Source organism: Brevibacterium sp. SMBL_HHYL_HB1 (assembly GCF_018208375.1).
Taxonomy (GTDB): Bacteria; Actinomycetota; Actinomycetes; order Actinomycetales; family Brevibacteriaceae; genus Brevibacterium; species Brevibacterium intestinavium.
In genome coordinates, this window is sequence record NZ_CP062936.1 from 2245178 (window position 1) to 2263778 (window position 18601).

An 18601-nucleotide genomic window follows, 5' to 3' on the forward strand; every position below is an offset into this window, starting at 1 on the left:
CTGACACGAACGGCCCCCACCGCCACCGCGGTGAGGGCCCGATCGCTGATCACTTCGAGAATTTGTCCTTGACCGAGTCTCCGAGGTCCTTGACCGACTCACCGACATCCTTGGCCTTGGCCTTGATCTGATCGGTGGCGCCGTCGGCCTTGAGCTCGTTGTCATCGGTGATGTCGCCGATGGTCTCCTTGGCGCGTCCGCCGAGGTCTTCGGCCTTGTTCTGGAACTTGTCGTCAACACCCATGGCACGTCTCCTTCATCGATTGCTGTGTCGATTGCATTGTCGAATGCTGCAATGCTGCGGATTGTTCCGTGCTTCGCACTCTACGCCACTTCGCCTGCGGACAGGCGGAGTCGAAACGGATATGCACGGGCTTCTCAGCTCTGCTCCTGCTTCGCGGTCTCCGGGTCCTCTGCGGCCTCCGACTGGACGACGGGCACGATGGCGTCGAGGAACTGGTGGGCCCAGCGCAGGATGTCCGAGTCGGTCATCTCCTTGGCATCGAACCCGGTTCCCGCCACCGGCTTGGGCACGAGCACGGACCGCAGCGCCGGTTTGAGCAGCGACTTCGGGTAGAGGCGTTTGAGCCTGACGACCTGGGAGTCGGCGAGCTCGAGCGGGCCGAAGCGGACGAAATTGCCCTGCATGACGATGTCGTTGACGCCCGAGGCACGGGCACGGATGCGCAGTCTGGCGACATCGGCGAGCACGGTGACGGACTCAGGATAGGGCCCGTAGCGGTCGACGAGTTCGTCGAGGACTTCCTGCAGCTCGGCCTCGTCCGCTGCCGCTGCGAGCTTCCGGTACGCCTCGAGGCGCAGCCGCTCATGGGCGACGTATTCGGCCGGCAGGTGGGCGTCGACGGGCAGTTCGATGCGCATGTCCGCCTCGGGCTCGGTGTCCTCACCGCGGAACTTCGCCACGGCCTCGCCGACGAGGCGGACGTAGAGGTCGAACCCGACTCCCTCGATGTGACCGGACTGCTGACCGCCGAGCAGATTGCCGGCCCCGCGGATCTCGAGGTCCTTCATCGCCACCTGCATCCCGGCGCCCAGCTCCGTGTGCGCGGCCAGGGTGGTCAGACGGTCGTGGGCGGTCTCGGTCAGCTGTGTGTCCGGCGGATAGAGGAAGTACGCATAGGCGCGTTCCCGTCCGCGGCCGACTCGCCCGCGCAGCTGATGGAGCTGGGAGAGTCCGTAGCGGTCGGCGTTGTCGATGATGAGGGTGTTGGCATTAGCGATGTCGATGCCGGTCTCGACGATCGTGGTACACACGAGCACGTCGTACTTCTTCTCCCAGAAGTCGACGATGACCTGCTCGAGGCGCGACTCGTTCATCTTGCCGTGAGCGATGGCGATCCTGGCTTCGGGCACCAACTCGGCGATGTGCCCGGCCACGGACTCGATGTCGCGCACCCGATTGTGGATGTAGAAGACCTGGCCCTCCCGCATGAGCTCACGCCGGATGGCGGCTTTGATCTGCTTGTCCTCACGCCTGCCCACATAGGTCAGCACCGGGTGCCGCTCCTCCGGCGGCGTGGCCAGGGTCGACATCTCGCGGATGCCGGTCACCGCCATCTCCAGGGTTCGCGGGATCGGAGTCGCCGACATCGCGAGGACATCGACGTTCGTCCGCAGCGCCTTGAGCGTCTCCTTGTGCTCGACGCCGAAGCGCTGCTCCTCGTCGATGATGACCAGACCGAGTTCCTTGAATCGCACCTCACCGCTGAGCAGCCGGTGGGTGCCGATGACGAGGTCGAGCTTGCCGGCGGCAAGATCCTCCTTGACCTTCTCCGATTCCTGTTTGGTCTGGAACCGTGAGAGCGCTGCGAGGGTGACGGGGAAGCCCGAATAGCGTTCGGCGAAGGTCTCGAAGTGCTGCTGGACGAGCAGCGTCGTCGGCACGAGCACGGCCACCTGCTTGCCCTCCTGGATCGCCTTGAAGGCCGCGCGCACCGCGATCTCCGTTTTGCCGTATCCCACATCGCCGCAGATGAGGCGGTCCATGGGAACCGTCTTCTCCATGTCCGCCTTGACCTCGTCGATGGTGGTCAGCTGGTCGGCGGTCTCGACGTAGTGGAAGGCGTCCTCGAGTTCCCGCTGCCAGGGGGTGTCCGGGCCGTAGGCGTGGCCGACGGTGGCCTGTCTGGCCGAATAGAGGCGGATGAGCTCGCCGGCGATCTCCTTGACGGCCTTGCGCGCCTTGGCCTTCGTCGTCTGCCAGTCCGCCCCGCCCATCTTGTTGAGGTTCGGGCTCTCACCGCCGACATACCGGGTGACCTGGTCGAGCGCATCGCTGGGCACATAGAGGCGGTCCCCGGGCTGTCCCCGCTTGGCGGGGGCGTATTCGATGATGAGGTATTCGCGGGTGTGCTTGTTCGCTCCCCGTCCGGTGGTCCGCTGCGTCATCTCGACGAACCGGCCGACACCGTGCTGGTCGTGGACGACGTAGTCGCCCGGAGACAGGTTGAGCGGGTCGACCTGATTGCGTCTGCGGCGGGTCGGCAGACGCCGCATGTCCCGCGTCGAGGTCGCCGCCGCCCGTCCGAGGACATCGGCTTCGGTGAGCACGGCGAGTTTGAGGTCGTCGAAGACGAAGCCGCCGAAGGACGCGGCCGTGGTCACGGTTACGAGAGCCTCGGGCAGATCAGTGGGGTCGTCGACGAAGCTGGCGGGCACCCCGGCTTCGGAGAACACCTCGACCATCCTCCTGCCCGGCCCCGGCCCCTCCGTGAGCACGAGGATGCGCCACTTGTCGTGGATCATGTCCTTGAGGTCGGACAGGATCGCTTCGACGTCACCGGCGTAGCCCTTGGGGATGCGGGCCGGCACCGAGAAGATGTTCTCTTCCGGACCGGCCAGTTCCTCGTCGGTGGCGAACCCGCCGATCTCCCACCAGGCCAGACCGATGAGGCGAGCGCCCTCCTCCATCTCGGCCACCGTGCGGAAGCTGGCGGCGGACAGGTCGATCGGGGCCTCTCCCCCGGCCGAGGCTCCTGCCCAGGCGGCTTCAAGGAATTCGTTCGTGGTCTCCACCAGGTCCGCGGCACGAGCGGAAACCCGTTCGGGTTCGGTGATGATGATCTTCGACTCCGCCGGCAGCAGCGCGATGATCGGCTCCATCCCGTCGGCGAGCACGGCGGACAGGGACTCCATGCCTTCAACGGCGACGCCGCCGGCGATCTTCTCCAGCATGTCGGCGGCGCTGGGCACGGTCTCGGCCAGCTCGGCGGCCCGGGCCCGGACCGAATCGGTCAGCAGCAGCTCCCGGCACGGCGGAGCCGACAGGCCGACCGGCTCGTCGTCCTCGTCTGCCGGAACGGAGCGCTGATCGCTGACCGAGAACTCGCGGATCTCGTCGACCTCGTCGCCGAAGAACTCCACGCGCAGCGCCCGCTCCGCCGTGGCCGGGAAGATGTCGACGATGCCGCCGCGGACGGCGAACTCGCCCCGCTTGGAGACCATGTCGACCCGCGAATAGGCGAGTTCGGTCAGCCGCTCGGACAGCTCGTCGATCTCACATTCGTCGCCGACGGCCAATTCCACCGGTTCGATGTCGCCGAGGCCCTTCGCCAGAGGCTGGAGGAAGGCTCGCACCGGGGCGATGATGAACGTCAGTTCGCTGCCCGGGCGGGGATGGGCCAGGCGTCGGAGCACCTCGAGGCGCTGGCCGACGGTGTCCGATCGCGGGGACAGCTTCTCGTGCGGCAGCGTCTCCCAGCTGGGGAAGATCGCGACCGTCGAGGCCGGGACCCAGTCGGCCAGGGCCTGGGCCAGGTCCTCGGCCTCACGCGTGGTGGCCGTGACGATCAGCTGCGGCGCCGAGGCGGCCGTATCCGCTCCTGCGGAACCCTCCTGAGCATCGGCTCGATCAGATGCGGCTGCCGCCGTGACGGTCCGGCGCAGAATCGAGGGCCACAGTCCTCTGACGGCATCGATCGTCCCCCCGCTCGTGCTCGGATCGTTGAAGGCATCGACGAGTCCGGTGATGGTGGGGTTCTGGCGTGTGAGATCGAGTCCTTTGAGCACCCGAACATTCTAGGCCACGCCGATGACACGCCGCGTTCGCCCCGGACACCGGTGGGCCGACGAGCGGAAGCGACGGAAACGTGTGAGGATATATTCATGTCCAAGATGAGAACCGTCCTTGCAGGGTTGGCCGCCTCGGCGCTCCTGCTCACGGGCTGCACCGGTGAAGCCGACGATGACATCGAAGTCGCCGAGCGGTGGGACTTCCACACCCGTCCCGATCTCGGTCCGCCGAAGGTCGACATCGACTCCGGTGAATTCCCCGACGACAACGGGAACCTCGAAACGTTCCTCGCCCCGAAGGGGCAGACGAAGACCGATGACAAGTCCTGGGTCGGAGGCCTCATCCTCGACGCGGCGGGCGATCCCATCTGGGTGCGCGAGAACTCCGGGACCCTGTGGGATCTGCGCGTCCAGGAGTATCAGGGCGAACCCGTGCTCACCTGGTGGGAGGGGCTGGCAGAGACACCGCACACGGCCGGCGAGGTCGTCATCCTCGATGACTCGTACCAGGAGATCGCCCGGGTGGGCATGGGCGGAGAACTGCCCAAGGACAGCTCGGATCTGCACGAGACGACGATCACCGATGACGACACCATGTTCCTGCTCTCCTACGTCAAGACGCAGACGGACCTCAGCGAGGTCGGCGGAGACGCCGACGGCTGGGTGTGGGAAGGAGTGGTTCAGGAAGTCGACATCGCCACCGGCGAGCCGCTCTTCGAATGGCGTTCCCTCGACGATGTCCCGGTCGAACAGTCGGAAGCCGAGTTCAAGGACGGTGAGGGCACAGAGGACGAACCCTACGACTACATCCACCTGAATTCGGTCAGTGAGGACGACGACGGCTCCTCGCTGCTGGTCTCGGCCCGCAACACGCATGCGGTCTACCAGCTCGATCGGAAGACGGCCGATCTCAACTGGGTGCTGGGAGGCAAGGCCTCGGACTTCGAGATGGGCGAGGGGGCGACCTTCGCCTGGCAGCACGATGCCCAGCGTCGGTCCGACGGCACCCTGACGCTGTTCGACAACCATGCCGCCCCGAGGCTGGGCGACACGCGGGGGCTGCGGCTCGACGTCGACGAGGAGGACAAGCGCGCCGAGGTGGTCACCGAGTATCCCGCTCCCGATGACCGGTCCTCCGGCAGTCAGGGGAACTTCCAGGAGCTCGACAACGGCAACGTCGTGCTCGGCTGGGGGTCGCAGCCGTTCGTCTCGGAGTACACGAAGGACGGGAAGCTGCTGACCGATATGACCTTCACCGGCGGGTCGAACTACCGCGCCTACCGCTTCGACTGGCACGCTCAGCCGACCGCGCCGCCGACCGCGACCGAGTCCGAACCCCAAGCGGGAGTCACTCGCATCCACATGAGCTGGAACGGAGCCACCGAGGTCGCCTCCTGGCGGGTCCTCAGCGGTGACGACGAGGACCATCTGAGTGAGAACACCGAGGTCGAGCGCACCGGGTTCGAAACCGCGGCCGACATCGCCCCGCACGGTTCCAAGATCGTCGTCGAGGCGCTCGACGCCGACGGCCGACATCTCGCCTCGACCCGGGTGGGTCCGCGGTCCGGCTGAGGCGGATCGCGGGACACCCGGGTCTGAGACCCCAGCAGCACGCGGTGAATGGCGGTTCGGCGAAGAACATATCGGGAAGATTACGGGACTAACGGAACGATCACGTTTGCCCGACGGGCCCGATTTTTCGGGGTTCTCCAAGCTTCTTCACCCACAATTGAGCCATGAGCTCCAACAATTCCCCTCGTTTCTCCGCTGAGGAATCCCGAATCCTCTTCGGCTCCGACTCCGGCTCCTCCCCCTCCGGCCGCAGCTCGCACCCGCCGGTCGCGCACCTCAACACCAGCGTCGACCGCAATCACCATCTGTCGAAATTCGTTCCGGTGCTCGCGCTGCTGGCCCTGATGTGGGTCCTCGAGATCGTCGACACGCTCATTCCGCTCGATCTCGACGCCTTCAGTCTGCAGTCGTGGAATGCGCTCTCGCTCTACGGCCTCGTCACCTCTCCGCTGCTGCATTCGGGCTTCAGCCATCTCGTGGCCAACTCGTTCCCGTTCCTGCTGCTGGGCATCGTCATCGCCGTCGAAGGATCACGACGGTTCTGGCAGGTCGCGGGCATCACTGCGCTCAGCTCCGGACTCGGGGCGTGGCTGACCACTCTGCCGGGACAGCACATCATCGGCGCCTCGGGCGTCGTCTTCGGCTTCTTCGGCTATCTGGCCGTACGCACCTGGTTCACCGATGACATCCTGCGCAAGATCATCTACTTCGTCATCGGCCTGTTCATCTTCGTCACGTACGGCGCTTCCATGGTCTTCGGCATGCTGCCTCAGACCAATGACATCTCCTGGCAGGGGCATCTCTTCGGCTTCGCCGGAGGCATCTTCGCCGCTTGGCTCCTCCACCGCAGACGCCCGAGCGCGGAACGACAGAAGTGAGTCCCTCGCGGCCGGACCGAGGCCGCGCCGCAGCGGTCAGCGCTCCCCGAGGCGGCACCGCCGCAATGCCGCTCAGCGTGAATGGAACTTCTGCTGCACGGCTTCGAGACCATCGTTGATGAGCAGTTCGACGGCATCGGCGAGGTCGGAGACGAACATCGGCAGCGTGGCCCTCTCGTCCTTGGAGAACGGCCGCAGCACGTAGTCGGCGGTGTCCTGCCTCCCCGGAGGCCGCCCCACACCTGCGCGTACGCGCAGATAGCTCTTCGTCCCCAGCACCGCAGTCATCGAGCGCAGACCGTTGTGTCCGCCCTCTCCCCCGCCGAGCTTGGCCTTGACGACGTCGAAGGGCAGGTCCACGTCATCGTGGACGGCGATGATCCGCTCGGTGGCGACGCCGTAGAAGTCGGCCAGCTGCCGCACCGGGCCGCCCGACTCGTTCATGTACCCTGTCGAGGTTCCGAGAACCACCCGGGGACCGGGCAGCCCCGGAATGCTGCCGGTGGGCAGTCGGCCGGTGCCGACGTTCGACCGCAGCTTCGTCCGGGTCAGAGAGGTCCCGATCCGAGAAGCGAGTTCGGCGACGACCAGCTGTCCGATGTTGTGACGGGTCGCTTCGTACTTCGGTCCGGGATTGCCCAGGCCGAAGACCAACCATGCCTCGTTCGTCATTGCCGTCCTCTGCTCTTGTCTGACTCATGTGCGGCTCGTCTGTGCCCGCCGGCGGGGCGGGTGCCGGCGTTGGTCCGCCCGCCGGGCGGGTGCCGGCGCTGGTGGTGCCTGCCCGCCGGGCAGGTGCTGGGGCCGAGACGATTTCGGTGGGCCGCCTCTCCGACGACCCACCGAAATCCGTATTCAGTCTGCGCTCGTCACAGCCGATTCGCTGTGACGAAGTGGGATCACTCCTCTTCGGAGGCCTCTTCCGCGCCCGACTTCTCGTCGGCTGCGGCTTCCTCGGTCGCAGCCTCGGCGGTCTCTTCCTCGGCATCCGACTCGAGATCCATCTCGATCTCTTCGGAGACGTTGACGATGAGCAGCTCTTCGTCGGCGACGAGCTCGACGCCGGCGGGCAGCTCGACCTGTCCGGCCAGCAGGTGCTCACCGGCGGGACGGCCCTCGATGGAGACCTCGATGAGTTCGGGCAGCTTGGTCGCATCGGCCAGGACGGCGATGGTCGACTCCTCCTGCGAGACCATGGTGCCGGGAGCGGCTTCGCCGACGACGTGCACGGGCACGTCGACCTCGATCTTCTCACCGCGCTTGACGATGATCAGGTCGAGGTGCTCGATCTCACGGCGCACGGGCTCGATCTGCACGTCACGAGCGATGGCCAGGACGTTCTTGGCCCCGTCGGCGCTTTCGATCTCGAGCAGCGCGTTGGCGTGCTTGAGCGCCAGCATGGTGGCATGGCCCTCGAGCGACACGTGAATGGGATCTCCGCCATGACCGTAGATGACCGCGGGGATGCGGCCCGAGCGGCGGATGCGGCGCGCTGCGCCCTTGCCGAACTCAGTGCGGGCTTCGGCCAGAAGTTTGAAGTCAGCCATTTTCTCTCCTTCGTGGTGAACTTGTCTTCGAGCACCACGGCGAAACAGCCTGGATCCGCTGCGAACGGAGAGCATCGAACTCGTTCGGTTCGTCGGACGTCGGCCGCGTCGATCACGGAGACCGCAGTCTCCCTCGCCGAGGCAACCAGACTAGTCTACGACACCGTCGACGACGGCACCAAGTCGACTCGTGACGGCCTCGGCGCAGGCATCGATTCCGGTTTCGGTCAGCAGGATGTCGAAGTGATTCGTCCCCTGCACGTCGATGACGCTCAGATGCGGCCACTGCCGCGCGTAGTCGGCGACGAGCTCGGGCGGATAGAGGCCCGGTTCCGAGGCGACGAGATCACGTTCGGCGTAGAGGAACATGACCTCGGACTGGGACGGCTGATCAGCCATGATCGTCTCCAGCGCTCGACGATAGTCCGCGCCGGTGTACATATCCGCGGAGTCGGCCTGCATCACCTCGACCGAGGTGGAAGGCTGGAAGGAATGGTCGTCCTTGGCCGCCAGATCGTAGACGAAGCTCTCCGTGGCCACGGTGTCGAGACCATCGACGAAAGCGGGGTGTGCGGCGAAGAACGCCAGATACTCCTCGACCGTCGAGAAGCTCATCGACAGCCTCTCCGCTGCGGGACCGAGGACGGCCGCGATGAGATCGTCGGTGTCGAGGTCCTCGTCGTTGAGGTCGTCGACGGGGTGCCCGCTGCTCGGCTCGTCCAGAGGCAGAGGCAGGCCGCCGTCGATGAGCACGGGACCGCGGAAGGTTCGCGCCGCCTCGGCGCCGGTGGTCCGGGACTCGGCGGCCAGGGTCATCGCCACGAATCCGCCCATGGAATGGCCGACCAGGGTCACCGGTCCGTCATCGGCGAAGGCATCGACGGCGGCGCGCACGTCCCGAGCATGAGCGCTCATCCCGAACGGTCCGGGCAGCGTCCTCGAATCCGCGCGTCCGCGCAGATCGAGTCCGATGACGCGCACACCGGGCAGGGCGGAGACGAGACCGGCGAAGAAGAGGTGGTTCGAGGTGATCCCGTGGATCACGCACACCGTGGGCACGGGTCCGGGGCCGGAGGTCACGGGCTCCCACACGCCGACGGACAGCCGCCCGCCCTCCACGTCGACCCGGTACCGGTTGTAATCGTGTGACGACATCGTCGCGGATCCCTTCGCTTAGGTGTTGTCTCCATTGTAGAGCGAACTGCACTCGGACACGACGGGGCCCCGAGCCGATCGTCGGCTCGGGGCCCCGTGTGTGCGGATTCCGGCCCGCACCGCCGCTGCTAGCGGCTCAGACCTCGAAGAGGCTGGTGACCGATCCGTCTTCGAACACTTCGTGCACGGCCCGGGCGATGAGCGGGGCGATCGAGAGCACGGTGAGCTTGTCGAAGACCTTGTCCTCGCTCAGCGGCAGGGTGTTGGTGACGATGACCTCTTCGGCCACGGAGTTCGACAGGCGTTCGACCGCGGGTCCGGAGAACACGGCGTGGGTCGACACGACGATGACGCCCTTCGCTCCGGCGGCCATGCAGGCGTCGGCCGCCTGGACGATGGTCCCGCCGGTGTCGATCATGTCGTCGACGAGCACACAGGTCCGGCCCTCGACCTCACCGACGACGCGGTTGGCCTTGCTCGCATTGGGCTGGGTGATGTCGCGGGTCTTGTGGATGAAGGCCAGCGGGACTCCGCCCAGCGAATTCGACCAGTTCTCGGCGACTTTGATGCGGCCGGCATCGGGAGAGACCACGGCGAGATCGCCGGGATACTTGTCCTTGACGTAGCCGGCGAGGATCGGCATCGCGATGAGGTGGTCGACCGGACCGTCGAAGTATCCCTGGATCTGCGCGGTGTGGAGGTCGACGGCGATGATCCGGTCGGCACCGGCGGTCTTGTACAGGTCGGCGACGAGGCGGGCGGAGATGGGCTCGCGTCCGCGGTGCTTCTTGTCCTGCCGTGCGTACGGGAAGAAGGGAGCGATGACGGTGATCCGCTTGGCCGAGGCGCGCTTGAGGGCGTCGACCATGATCAGCTGCTCCATCAGCCACTCGTTGATCGGCGCACAGTGCGACTGGAGGACGAAGACGTCGCTGCCGCGGACCGACTCGGAGTACCGGACGTAGATCTCCCCGTTGGCGAAGTTGTAGATATCGGTGGGGAGGAGCTCCGTCCCCAGATTCTCCGCGACTTGTTCGGCGAGTTCGGGGTTCGCCCGACCGCTGACCAGGACGAGCTTCTTATCACCCGTCGTCGTTATCTCATTCACTAATCCGTTCCCCTTCGGACGCGTTTTCGGCTGCCTGCGCTGCAAGCGTACCGGGACGATTTGTCTGGACCCAGCCCTCCAGGTTGCGCTGCGGAGCCACGGAGATGGCCAGCGCTCCTGCAGGAACATCCTTGCGCACCGTCGTGCTCGCACCCGAGTAGGCGCCATCGCCCACGGTCACAGGGGCGACATACATATTGTCCGAGCCCATGCGTGCATGCTTGCCGACGACGGTGCGGTGCTTGTTGACACCGTCGTAGTTGACGAACACCGAGGCGGCGCCGATGTTCGTGCCCTCGCCGATGTCGGCATCACCGACATAGGACAGGTGCGGGACCTTGGCGCCGGTGCCGATGTCGGAGTTCTTCGTCTCCACGAAGGTGCCGATCTTTCCGGACTCGCCGAGGCTGGTGCCCGGACGCAGGTAGGCGAAGGGGCCGACGCTGGCCTCGGCGCCGATGACGGCGAGTTCGCCGTGTGTGCGCACGATGTGCGCCCCGGCCCCGACCTCGGTGTCCTTGAGGGTGGTGTCCGGTCCGATGACGGCGCCGGTGGCGACGTCCGTGGCGCCGAGCAGCTGTGTGCCGGGCAGGATCGTCACATCCTGACCGATCGCGACATCGACGTCGATCCACGTGGTGTCCGGGTCGATGATGGAGACTCCGGCGCGCATGAACTTCTCGCACTGGCGGCGGTTGAGCTCCTTGCCCAGGTTGGCCAGCTGGACGCGGTCGTTCGCTCCTTCGACCTGCCACAGATCGTCGGTGACGGTGGCCGCCACCGCCCGGCCGGCCTGACGGGAGAGGCCGATGACATCGGTGAGGTACTTCTCTCCCTGGGCGTTGTCGGTCGTCAGGGACGCCAGTGCCTCCTTGAGCGCGACGGCGTCGAAGGCGTAGATGCCCGAGTTGATCTCGCTGATAGCGCGTTCGTCCTCGTTCGCGTCCTTCTCTTCGACGATGCGCAGCAGCGCTCCGGAGGAGTCGCGGACGATGCGGCCGTAGCCGGTCGGGTCGTCGACCTCGGCCGAGAGCACCGTCACGGCGTTGGAAGATGATTCATGGACCTCGACGAGGTCGTTGATGGTCTCCGTCGTCAGCAGCGGAACATCGCCGTAGGTGACGACGACCGTGCCGCTGATGTCCTCCGGCAGCTGGGTCAGCGCGCATTCGGTGGCGCGGCCGGTGCCCGGGACCTCGTCCTGATCGGCGATGAGCAGGGAGCGCTGAGAGGCCAGAGGCAGGGAGTCCAGATGGGCGACGAGCTGCTCGCGTTCGTGTCGGACGACGACGACGAGGTGGTCGGCACAGGTGCCGTCGGCGGCCGACACGGCGTGGTGGAGCAGGGAACGACCGCCGATGGGATGCATCACCTTGGGAAGAGCCGATTTCATTCGGGTGCCTTGGCCCGCGGCCAGTACGATGACGGCGGTCGGACGCGTCTGCGACATAGTTGAATCCTTCGCATGTCGGTTGGGGCCAGCTCCGCCCATAGGATTCGAACCTATACTGCACGGCTCCAAAGGCCGGCGTGCTGCCATTACACCAGGGCGGAACAGCGTGCACCAGTTCAGGGGCCCGCGCTCACGAGACACCATCATGCCACTACGATTAATTCTATGGAAATTCTACGCGAGATCCTTCTGACCCTGCATCTGGTCGGAATGGCGATCATCGTCGGGGGCTATTTCACTGTCATCCGCTCCCCCAAGGTGCTCTCCGGAATGCTCCACGCGTCCTATCTCCAGCTCATCACGGGACTGCTGCTCGTGGGCATCGCGGAGATGGGCGACGGGGACGTCAACCATGTGAAGATCGGCATCAAACTGGTCGTGGCGATCATCGTCACCGTCTTCGCGTTCATCGGCAGCAGGAAGCAGAAGGCCTTCACCGCTGCAGGCCCCGAAGCATCGGCCCCCGCCGAGGGCACCGCTGCGACGGCGGTGAAGAATCCGTCGGCGACGATGGCGCATCTGACGTTCGCGTTCACGATCATCAACCTCATCGTGGCCGTCTTCGTCCACTGACCGACTCGGCTCTCCTGACGGCGGCCCGGATGCCCAGCACGCGGTATCCGGGCCGCCGTCAGCCGTGTCCGCGAGGGCCGTCGGCTCCGCTCGCGGGCAGAATCGTCCCGTGTCCGGCCCGGACGGTATCGTTGTGGACGACATGACTGCTGCATCTGAACACCTCGACCATGCCGCCGGCGCCGACCCCCGAGCGGCCGAACTCCTCACCGGGCTCAACCCGCGACAGCGCGAAGCCGTGATGCACACCGGGTCCCCGCTGCTCATCGTCGCCGGAGCAGGGTCGGGCAAGACCACTGTTCTGACCCGCCGCATCGCCTATGCCCTGGCCACGGGGCGCGCTCATCCGGGCGAAGTCCTGGCGATCACCTTCACGAACAAGGCCGCCAGGGAGATGGCCGAACGCGTGTCCTCCATCGTCGGCCCGGCCTCCCGCGCCATGTGGGTCTCGACGTTCCACTCCTCGTGCGTGCGGATCCTGCGTCGGGAGGCGAGGGTGCTGGGCCGGAACACGAACTTCACCATCTATGACGCTCAGGACGCCCAGCGCCTCGTCTCGCAGATCCTCAAGGAACTCGGCCTCGACACGAAGAAGTACACCCCGCGAGCCATTCTGCATCGGATCTCGAACCTCAAGAACGAGCTGCAGACCCCCGACGACTTCACTCCCCGCCCGAACAATCCCGCCGACGAGGTGCTCGCGGACGTCTTCAAGCGCTACACCTCCCGACTGCGCCTGGCCAATGCCTTCGACTTCGACGACCTCATCTCCGAGACCGTCCACCTCTTCGGCGCCTTCCCCGAGGTCGCCGATTCCTACCGGCGGCGGTTCCGGCACATCCTCGTCGATGAGTACCAGGACACGAACCCGGCCCAGTACGCGCTGATCAAGGCCCTGGCCGGCGACGGCGCCGGCGGTGCGTCGGGAGCCGAACTCACCGTCGTCGGTGATGCCGACCAGTCGATCTATGCCTTCCGCGGTGCCACGGTGCGCAATATCGTCGAGTTCGAGAAGGACTTCCCGAACGCGGAGACCATCCTCCTCGAGCAGAACTACCGTTCGACGCAGAACATCCTCGACGCGGCGAATGCCGTCATCTCCCACAACGAGGACCGCAGGGAGAAGAAGCTGTGGACCTCCGAGGGAACGGGTGAGCAGATCGTCGGCTGGGTGGCCGAGAACGAGCAGGCCGAAGCACGGTTCATCGTCGACCGCATCGACGATCTCATCGACGACGAGAACTACCGGTACGGCGACTTCGCCGTCTTCTATCGCACGAATGCCCAGTCGCGGGCCATCGAGGACGCCCTGGTCCGCTCGGGCATTCCCTACAAGGTCGTCGGCGGCACCCGCTTCTACGAACGCAAGGAGATCAAGGACGCCCTGGCCTATCTGCGGGTGGTGGCCAATCCCGATGACGATGTCAATCTGCGCCGCATCCTCAATGTGCCCAAGCGCTCCATCGGCGACCGCACCGAAGGCCTCATCGCGGACTTCGCCGACCGGGAGGGCATCAGCTTCCATACGGCCCTGGGACGGCTCGAGGAGATTCCCCATCTGAGCTCTCGGGCTCTGACCTCGGTGCAGAAGTTCTACGATCTCATGCAGGACCTCGCCTCCACCGCCGAATCGTCCCCGCTGTCGCGGGTGATCGAGGCGATCCTCGAACAGTCCGGCTATCTCGAATCGCTGCAGAAAAGCACCGATCCGCAGGACGAGTCGCGGGTGGACAACCTCGCCGAACTCGTCGCCGTGGCCGAGGACTTCGTCGCCTCCCGTGAGGCCGCCGCGACATCCGAGGCGGACACCGACACGGAAACGGACGACGCTTCCGCCGCCGCGGCGGAGGAAGCTCCCCCTGCTCCCGGCGTCGGAGTCGCAGCCATCGACCAGTTCCTCGAACAGGTGGCGCTGGCCTCGGACACCGATCAGATCCCCGATGCCGAGCTGGGTCAGGTCACGCTCATGACGCTGCACACGGCCAAAGGGCTGGAGTTCCCCGTCGTCTTCCTCACCGGACTCGAGGACGGTGGATTCCCGCATTCCCGGTCGTTCGAGAACCCGCTGGAGCTGTCCGAGGAACGGCGCCTGGCCTATGTCGGACTCACACGCGCCCGCCAGAGGCTGCTGCTGAGCCGGGCCGAGACCCGCAGCATGTGGGGCCAACCGCAATACAACCCGCCGAGTCGGTTCCTGTCCGAGATCCCGGAGGACCTCATCGTCTGGGAGAACACAGGCAGCTTCTCCGGTGGGTTCTCCGGCGGCTTCGGGTCCGGCTATTCCTCGGGACATTCGGGAACCTCACGCGGATTCGGTGCAGGCCGCGGCACATCCTCGCGGTCGGGTGCCGGCTCCTCGGCACCGGCGGCCGGTTTCCCCAATCGGATCCGTCCCAACCGAGAGGTCATCTCCGTCGAGGTCGGAGAGAAGGTCTCCCACGAGTCCTTCGGCCTCGGCACCGTCACCGAGGTCAACGGGGTCGGGGACAAGACGGTGGCTGTGGTCGACTTCGGTTCTGCCGGTTCGAAGCGACTGCTGCTGCGCTACGCTCCGATCGACAAGCTCAACTGACCGTCCCGGCGGCTCGTTGAACCGCCGACCTGGTCGAAGCACTCACCTGGTTGAAGCGCCCGCCACGAAGAAGGCGCCGAGGGGAACTCTCGTTCTCCTCGGCGCCTATTCCATGCCGGACGCGGCTATGGAGTGAAGATCATTCGTTGCCAAGCTTGTCATCGGCTGCGTCGCGACCCTTGTTGATCTGGTCTTCGAACTTTCCGCCGGTGACATTGTTGGCGGCGTCAGCAGCCTTGTCCAGGCCCTGGTCGCTGATCTGCTCACCCTTATCGCTATTCATGGCGTCCTTGGCTTTATTGGTCAGATCGTCCAGTCCCATACTGTCTCCTTTCATCGGAAAAGGTTCGAAGCGAACCTTCTGACGCCATCACCCTGCCACTTATTCCGTCGTTGCGACACCGCGATGTCCCGTTTCTCAGAGAATGCACATAAAATTGCGCAGCACGAGCACGGGCACAGGACTCCTTGACCATGGTCGTCAGCGGCGTCATGGAATCACCGGGACGGCGGGATGAGGAATGCCAGGCCGACCAGCAGCACCGCGAACAGGAGGCAGGTGGTGATGTCGACGGCCTTCGAGCGGTTGGTCCACACCTCGTTCCACGGTGGGGGCATCGCCCTGAACCCGGCGAGACCAGCCGGCACGGCGGCCAAGACGACGGCGCCGAGACGGAAATCGATGAACGAGCAGGCCGCCGCGGCGATGGCCGCCAGGAGGCATCCGAGCAGCACCCAATCACGGCGGGTGGGATGCGCGTACCTGCGCTTCCAATAGATCCACCGCTTGGCGATCGGCCCTCTCCCCCGCCGTGCGTGGCGAGGGTGAGGTCGCTTCATCTCAGTGGAAGAAATGACGGCTCCCGGTCAGGTACATCGTGATCCCGGCCTGCTGAGCGGCGGCAATGACCTCGTCGTCGCGGATCGATCCGCCCGGCTGCACCACGGCGGTGACTCCGGCGTCGATGAGGATCTGCAGACCGTCGGGGAACGGGAAGAAGGCATCGGAGGCGCCGACGGCACCGGCGGCGCGTTCGGCACCGGCACGCTCGACGGCCAGCTTGGCCGAATCGACTCGGTTGACCTGTCCCATGCCCACACCGACCGAGGCCCCGCCCTTGGCGAGCAGAATGGCGTTGGACTTCACGGCCCGGCCGGCCTTCCAGGCGAACTCGAGGTCGGCGAGGATCTCCGGCGTCGCGGGCTTCCCGGCGGCCAGGGTCCAGTTCTCCGGCCGGTCGCCCTCGGCCTGGAACGCGTCGCGGTCCTGGACGAGGAATCCGCCGGTGATGGGTTTCATCTCGGACGCGGCGAAGTCGACCTCACCGAGTTCGAGCAGGCGCAGGTTCTTCTTCGTCGACAGGAGCTCGAGAGCCTCGGCGGAGAACGAGGGTGCGGCCAGGCACTCGGTGAAGATCGGCTTGATCGATGCGGCCAGTTCAGCGTCGACTTCACGATTGGTGGCGATCACCCCGCCGTATGCCGAGAGCGGATCGCATTCGTGGGCGGCCTTGTGCGCGGCGGCTGCGGTGTCGGCGACGGCGATGCCGCAGGGGTTCGCGTGTTTGACGATGGCCACGGCCGGCTGGTCGAAGTCGAAGGCCGCACGGATCGCGGCATCGGTGTCGGTGTAGTTGTTGTACGACATCGCCTTGCCGCCCAGCAGCGTGGCACAGGCGATGCCGCGGGTGCCGTCGGAGTAGACCGCTGCGGCCTGATGCGGGTTCTCCCCATAGCGCAGATCCGCGATCTTCTCTCCCGTGACTCCGGCGAAGGCCGGCTGGTCGGCCTCGTCGCCGTCGCTGTCTTCCGCACCGCTGAGTTCGGCGGCGAACCATGAGGCCACCGCGGTGTCATAGGCGGCGGTGTGGGCGAAGGCCCGTGCGGCGAACTCCCGCCGCGCGGCGACACCGAAGCCCTCGCCGGATGCGGCCTCGATCACGGCCGAATAGTCGGCCGGATCGGTGACCACCGCGACGGTCGGGTGGTTCTTCGCTGCGGCGCGGACCATCGAGGGTCCGCCGATGTCGATCTGCTCCACGCAGTCGTCGAAGCCCGCACCGCTGGCGACGGTGTCGGAGAACGGATAGAGGTTGACGATGACGAGGTCGAAGGGCTCGATCCCGAGCTCGTCGAGCTGACTCCGATGGTCCGGCTTGCGGGAGTCGGCGAGGATGCCCGCGTGCACCCGCGGGTGGAGGGTCTTGACCCGCCCTTCGAGACATTCGGGGAACCCGGTCAGGTCTTCGACCTTCGTCACCTCGGCCCCCGCCTCGGCGATCTTCGCTGCCGTCGAACCGGTCGACACGATCTGGACTCCGGCGGCGTCGAGTCCGCGAGCCAGGTCCTCCAACCCGGTCTTGTCATAGACGCTGATCAGCGCTCTCCTGATCGCGCGGGTTCCTGTCACAGATCCTCCTTGAGGTTCGTTCGCCGGTCGATTCTTCGCCCGGCTGGGGTCAGTTTGCAGCCGTCGCCGAGGCGGCATATCCGCGGACATGCCGACCGTCGATGACGAGATCGGAGTGGGCGAGGTGGGCCAGCAGACGCACGAGCTCTTCCCTCTCAAGGGCCTTGATGCGTTCGTGGACGGTCTCTTCGGTGTCGTCATCGCCGATGGGCACGGCGTACTGGGTGATGATCGGGCCCGTGTCGACGCCGGTGTCGACGAGGTGGATGGTCCCGCCGGTCAGCTTCACTCCGTGGGCGAGTGCGTCGCGGACTCCGTGCGCTCCCGGGAACGACGGCAGAAGCGCCGGATGGGTGTTGATGATCCGGTTGGAGAACGCCTCGACGAAGCTCGGGCCGAGGATGCGCATGAACCCGGCCGACACCACCCAGTCGGGTCCGAGTTCGGCCACTGTCCGCCGCAGCTGTTCGTTCCAGGCCTGTCGGTCGGCGAAGTCCTTCGGCCGGACGACGAAGGTCGCAACATCGTGGGCGCGGGCCCGGTCCAGGACTCCGGCCGTGGACGAATCCGAGCCGACTGCCAGGATCTCGACTCCGCGCGTTCCAGCGGCGAATGCGTCGATGACTGCCTGAGTGAGGGTACCGGAGCCTGAGGCCAGAAGAACGATGCGCACGCGCCCATTCTAACGTCTGCGTCTCTGCTGTGCGCTCGCGCGGCCAGCCACCGGACACGGCCCGCCGAGGCATTTGTCAGTCGTCTGTGAGAAACTGGCACAGTGACGCCACCAAACAGCACCGAAGAGAAGAAGGCACCGACTCCCGACGAGGAGAAACAGGCCGCTCCGGCACGACACGGGCTCGTCCTGATCCTGCTGATCCTCGCCTCGGTGCTGACGTTCACCTACCAGCTGCCGTTCAAGCTCGCCGCCATCGGCTTTGCGATCGCGGCGATCGTCTGGTCGGTGAAGTACATCGTCGCCGTGGTGAAGACGAAGCAGCGAAGGAACATGTCGTTGGGCATCCTCGGCGGTCTGCTCAGCCTCTATCTCGTCTTCTCGACGATGTCGTCGGTCATCCTCTGGCCGGTGCAGTCCAAGTACGAGGAGTGCCTGCGCGATGCGATCACCGAGCAGGCTCAGCTGACGTGCACCAGCGACTACCAGACCGGACTCGGTGACTGGTTCAAGCAGATCACCGGACAGGACCTCGATCTGCCGGGCACGCAGTGAGTGAAATGGGTCCGGCCCCGTCCGTTGCCGACTGATCCCGTCCCCCACTCCCGGCTGATCCCGTCACCTCCCA

16 protein-coding genes and 1 tRNA gene are annotated in these 18601 nt (G+C 65.9%); 5 read left to right on the top strand and 12 right to left on the bottom strand.

The annotated features are described in order from the left end of the window. Positions 1 to 49: 49 nt before the first annotated feature. Together IG171_RS10395 and mfd are read right to left on the bottom strand one after the other, a co-directional pair. Complete coding sequence (locus IG171_RS10395; protein ID WP_212127391.1) at positions 50 to 244, bottom strand: CsbD family protein; 195 nt, start codon at positions 242 to 244, stop codon at positions 50 to 52. Between the two features lie 134 nt (positions 245 to 378). Continuing rightward, a complete protein-coding gene (gene mfd / locus IG171_RS10400; RefSeq protein WP_249203608.1) occupies positions 379 to 4029 on the bottom strand; it encodes a transcription-repair coupling factor in 3651 nt (1216 codons plus the stop codon). Positions 4030 to 4125: 96 nt separating this feature from the next. On the opposite strand from mfd, the gene IG171_RS10405 reads away from it, so the two are divergent. Next, positions 4126 to 5604 (top strand): arylsulfotransferase family protein, encoded by a 1479-nt coding sequence (locus IG171_RS10405; protein WP_212127392.1) that lies wholly within the window; start codon positions 4126 to 4128, stop codon positions 5602 to 5604. Between the two features lie 164 nt (positions 5605 to 5768). Further along, the gene (locus tag IG171_RS10410) at positions 5769 to 6482 is read left to right on the top strand and encodes a rhomboid family intramembrane serine protease (protein ID WP_212127393.1); all 714 of its coding nucleotides are present in this window, start codon (positions 5769 to 5771) and stop codon (positions 6480 to 6482) included. 72 nt (positions 6483 to 6554) lie between these two features. Here IG171_RS10410 and pth read toward each other — a convergent pair whose 3' ends face one another. The 6 genes from pth to IG171_RS10440 form a co-directional block, all read right to left on the bottom strand. Then, the gene (gene pth, locus IG171_RS10415; RefSeq protein ID WP_212127394.1) at positions 6555 to 7154 is read right to left on the bottom strand and encodes an aminoacyl-tRNA hydrolase; all 600 of its coding nucleotides are present in this window, start codon (positions 7152 to 7154) and stop codon (positions 6555 to 6557) included. Between the two features lie 227 nt (positions 7155 to 7381). After that, complete coding sequence (locus tag IG171_RS10420) at positions 7382 to 8029, bottom strand: 50S ribosomal protein L25/general stress protein Ctc (RefSeq protein WP_212127395.1); 648 nt, start codon at positions 8027 to 8029, stop codon at positions 7382 to 7384. Positions 8030 to 8179: 150 nt separating this feature from the next. Beyond that, a complete protein-coding gene (locus IG171_RS10425) occupies positions 8180 to 9184 on the bottom strand; it encodes an alpha/beta hydrolase (RefSeq protein WP_212127396.1) in 1005 nt (334 codons plus the stop codon). Positions 9185 to 9320: 136 nt separating this feature from the next. Next, a complete protein-coding gene (locus IG171_RS10430; RefSeq protein ID WP_212127397.1) occupies positions 9321 to 10292 on the bottom strand; it encodes a ribose-phosphate diphosphokinase in 972 nt (323 codons plus the stop codon). Continuing rightward, positions 10285 to 11742, bottom strand: coding sequence for a bifunctional UDP-N-acetylglucosamine diphosphorylase/glucosamine-1-phosphate N-acetyltransferase GlmU (glmU, locus tag IG171_RS10435; RefSeq protein ID WP_212127398.1), 1458 nt, complete (start codon positions 11740 to 11742; stop codon positions 10285 to 10287). Before glmU ends, IG171_RS10430 begins: the two co-directional genes overlap by 8 nt. Positions 11743 to 11774: 32 nt before the next feature. Next, positions 11775 to 11846, bottom strand: a tRNA-Gln gene (locus IG171_RS10440). A 64-nt stretch (positions 11847 to 11910) separates the two neighbouring features. Between IG171_RS10440 and IG171_RS10445 the strand changes: the two genes are divergently transcribed. After that, complete coding sequence (locus IG171_RS10445; RefSeq protein ID WP_212127399.1) at positions 11911 to 12318, top strand: hypothetical protein; 408 nt, start codon at positions 11911 to 11913, stop codon at positions 12316 to 12318. A 142-nt stretch (positions 12319 to 12460) separates the two neighbouring features. Beyond that, positions 12461 to 14890 carry a DNA helicase PcrA gene (gene pcrA / locus IG171_RS10450; protein ID WP_212127400.1) on the top strand — a complete coding sequence of 810 codons (2430 nt, stop codon included), beginning with the start codon at positions 12461 to 12463 and terminating at the stop codon, positions 14888 to 14890. Between the two features lie 139 nt (positions 14891 to 15029). Here pcrA and IG171_RS10455 read toward each other — a convergent pair whose 3' ends face one another. From IG171_RS10455 to purN, 4 genes are all read right to left on the bottom strand, one after another. Next, entirely contained in the window at positions 15030 to 15212 is a 183-nt protein-coding gene (locus tag IG171_RS10455; RefSeq protein ID WP_212127401.1) for an antitoxin, read from the bottom strand. A gap of 176 nt (positions 15213 to 15388) precedes the next feature. After that, positions 15389 to 15730 (bottom strand): hypothetical protein, encoded by a 342-nt coding sequence (locus IG171_RS10460; RefSeq protein WP_212127402.1) that lies wholly within the window; start codon positions 15728 to 15730, stop codon positions 15389 to 15391. A 1-nt stretch (position 15731) separates the two neighbouring features. Next, complete coding sequence (gene purH, locus IG171_RS10465; RefSeq protein ID WP_212127403.1) at positions 15732 to 17300, bottom strand: bifunctional phosphoribosylaminoimidazolecarboxamide formyltransferase/IMP cyclohydrolase; 1569 nt, start codon at positions 17298 to 17300, stop codon at positions 15732 to 15734. Between the two features lie 49 nt (positions 17301 to 17349). Continuing rightward, positions 17350 to 17973: a phosphoribosylglycinamide formyltransferase gene (purN, locus tag IG171_RS10470; protein ID WP_212127404.1), complete on the bottom strand. Its 624-nt coding sequence runs from the start codon at positions 17971 to 17973 to the stop codon at positions 17350 to 17352. A 102-nt stretch (positions 17974 to 18075) separates the two neighbouring features. On the opposite strand from purN, the gene IG171_RS10475 reads away from it, so the two are divergent. Further along, positions 18076 to 18528: a hypothetical protein gene (locus IG171_RS10475; RefSeq protein WP_212127405.1), complete on the top strand. Its 453-nt coding sequence runs from the start codon at positions 18076 to 18078 to the stop codon at positions 18526 to 18528. The last annotated feature ends 73 nt before the right edge of the window (positions 18529 to 18601 follow it).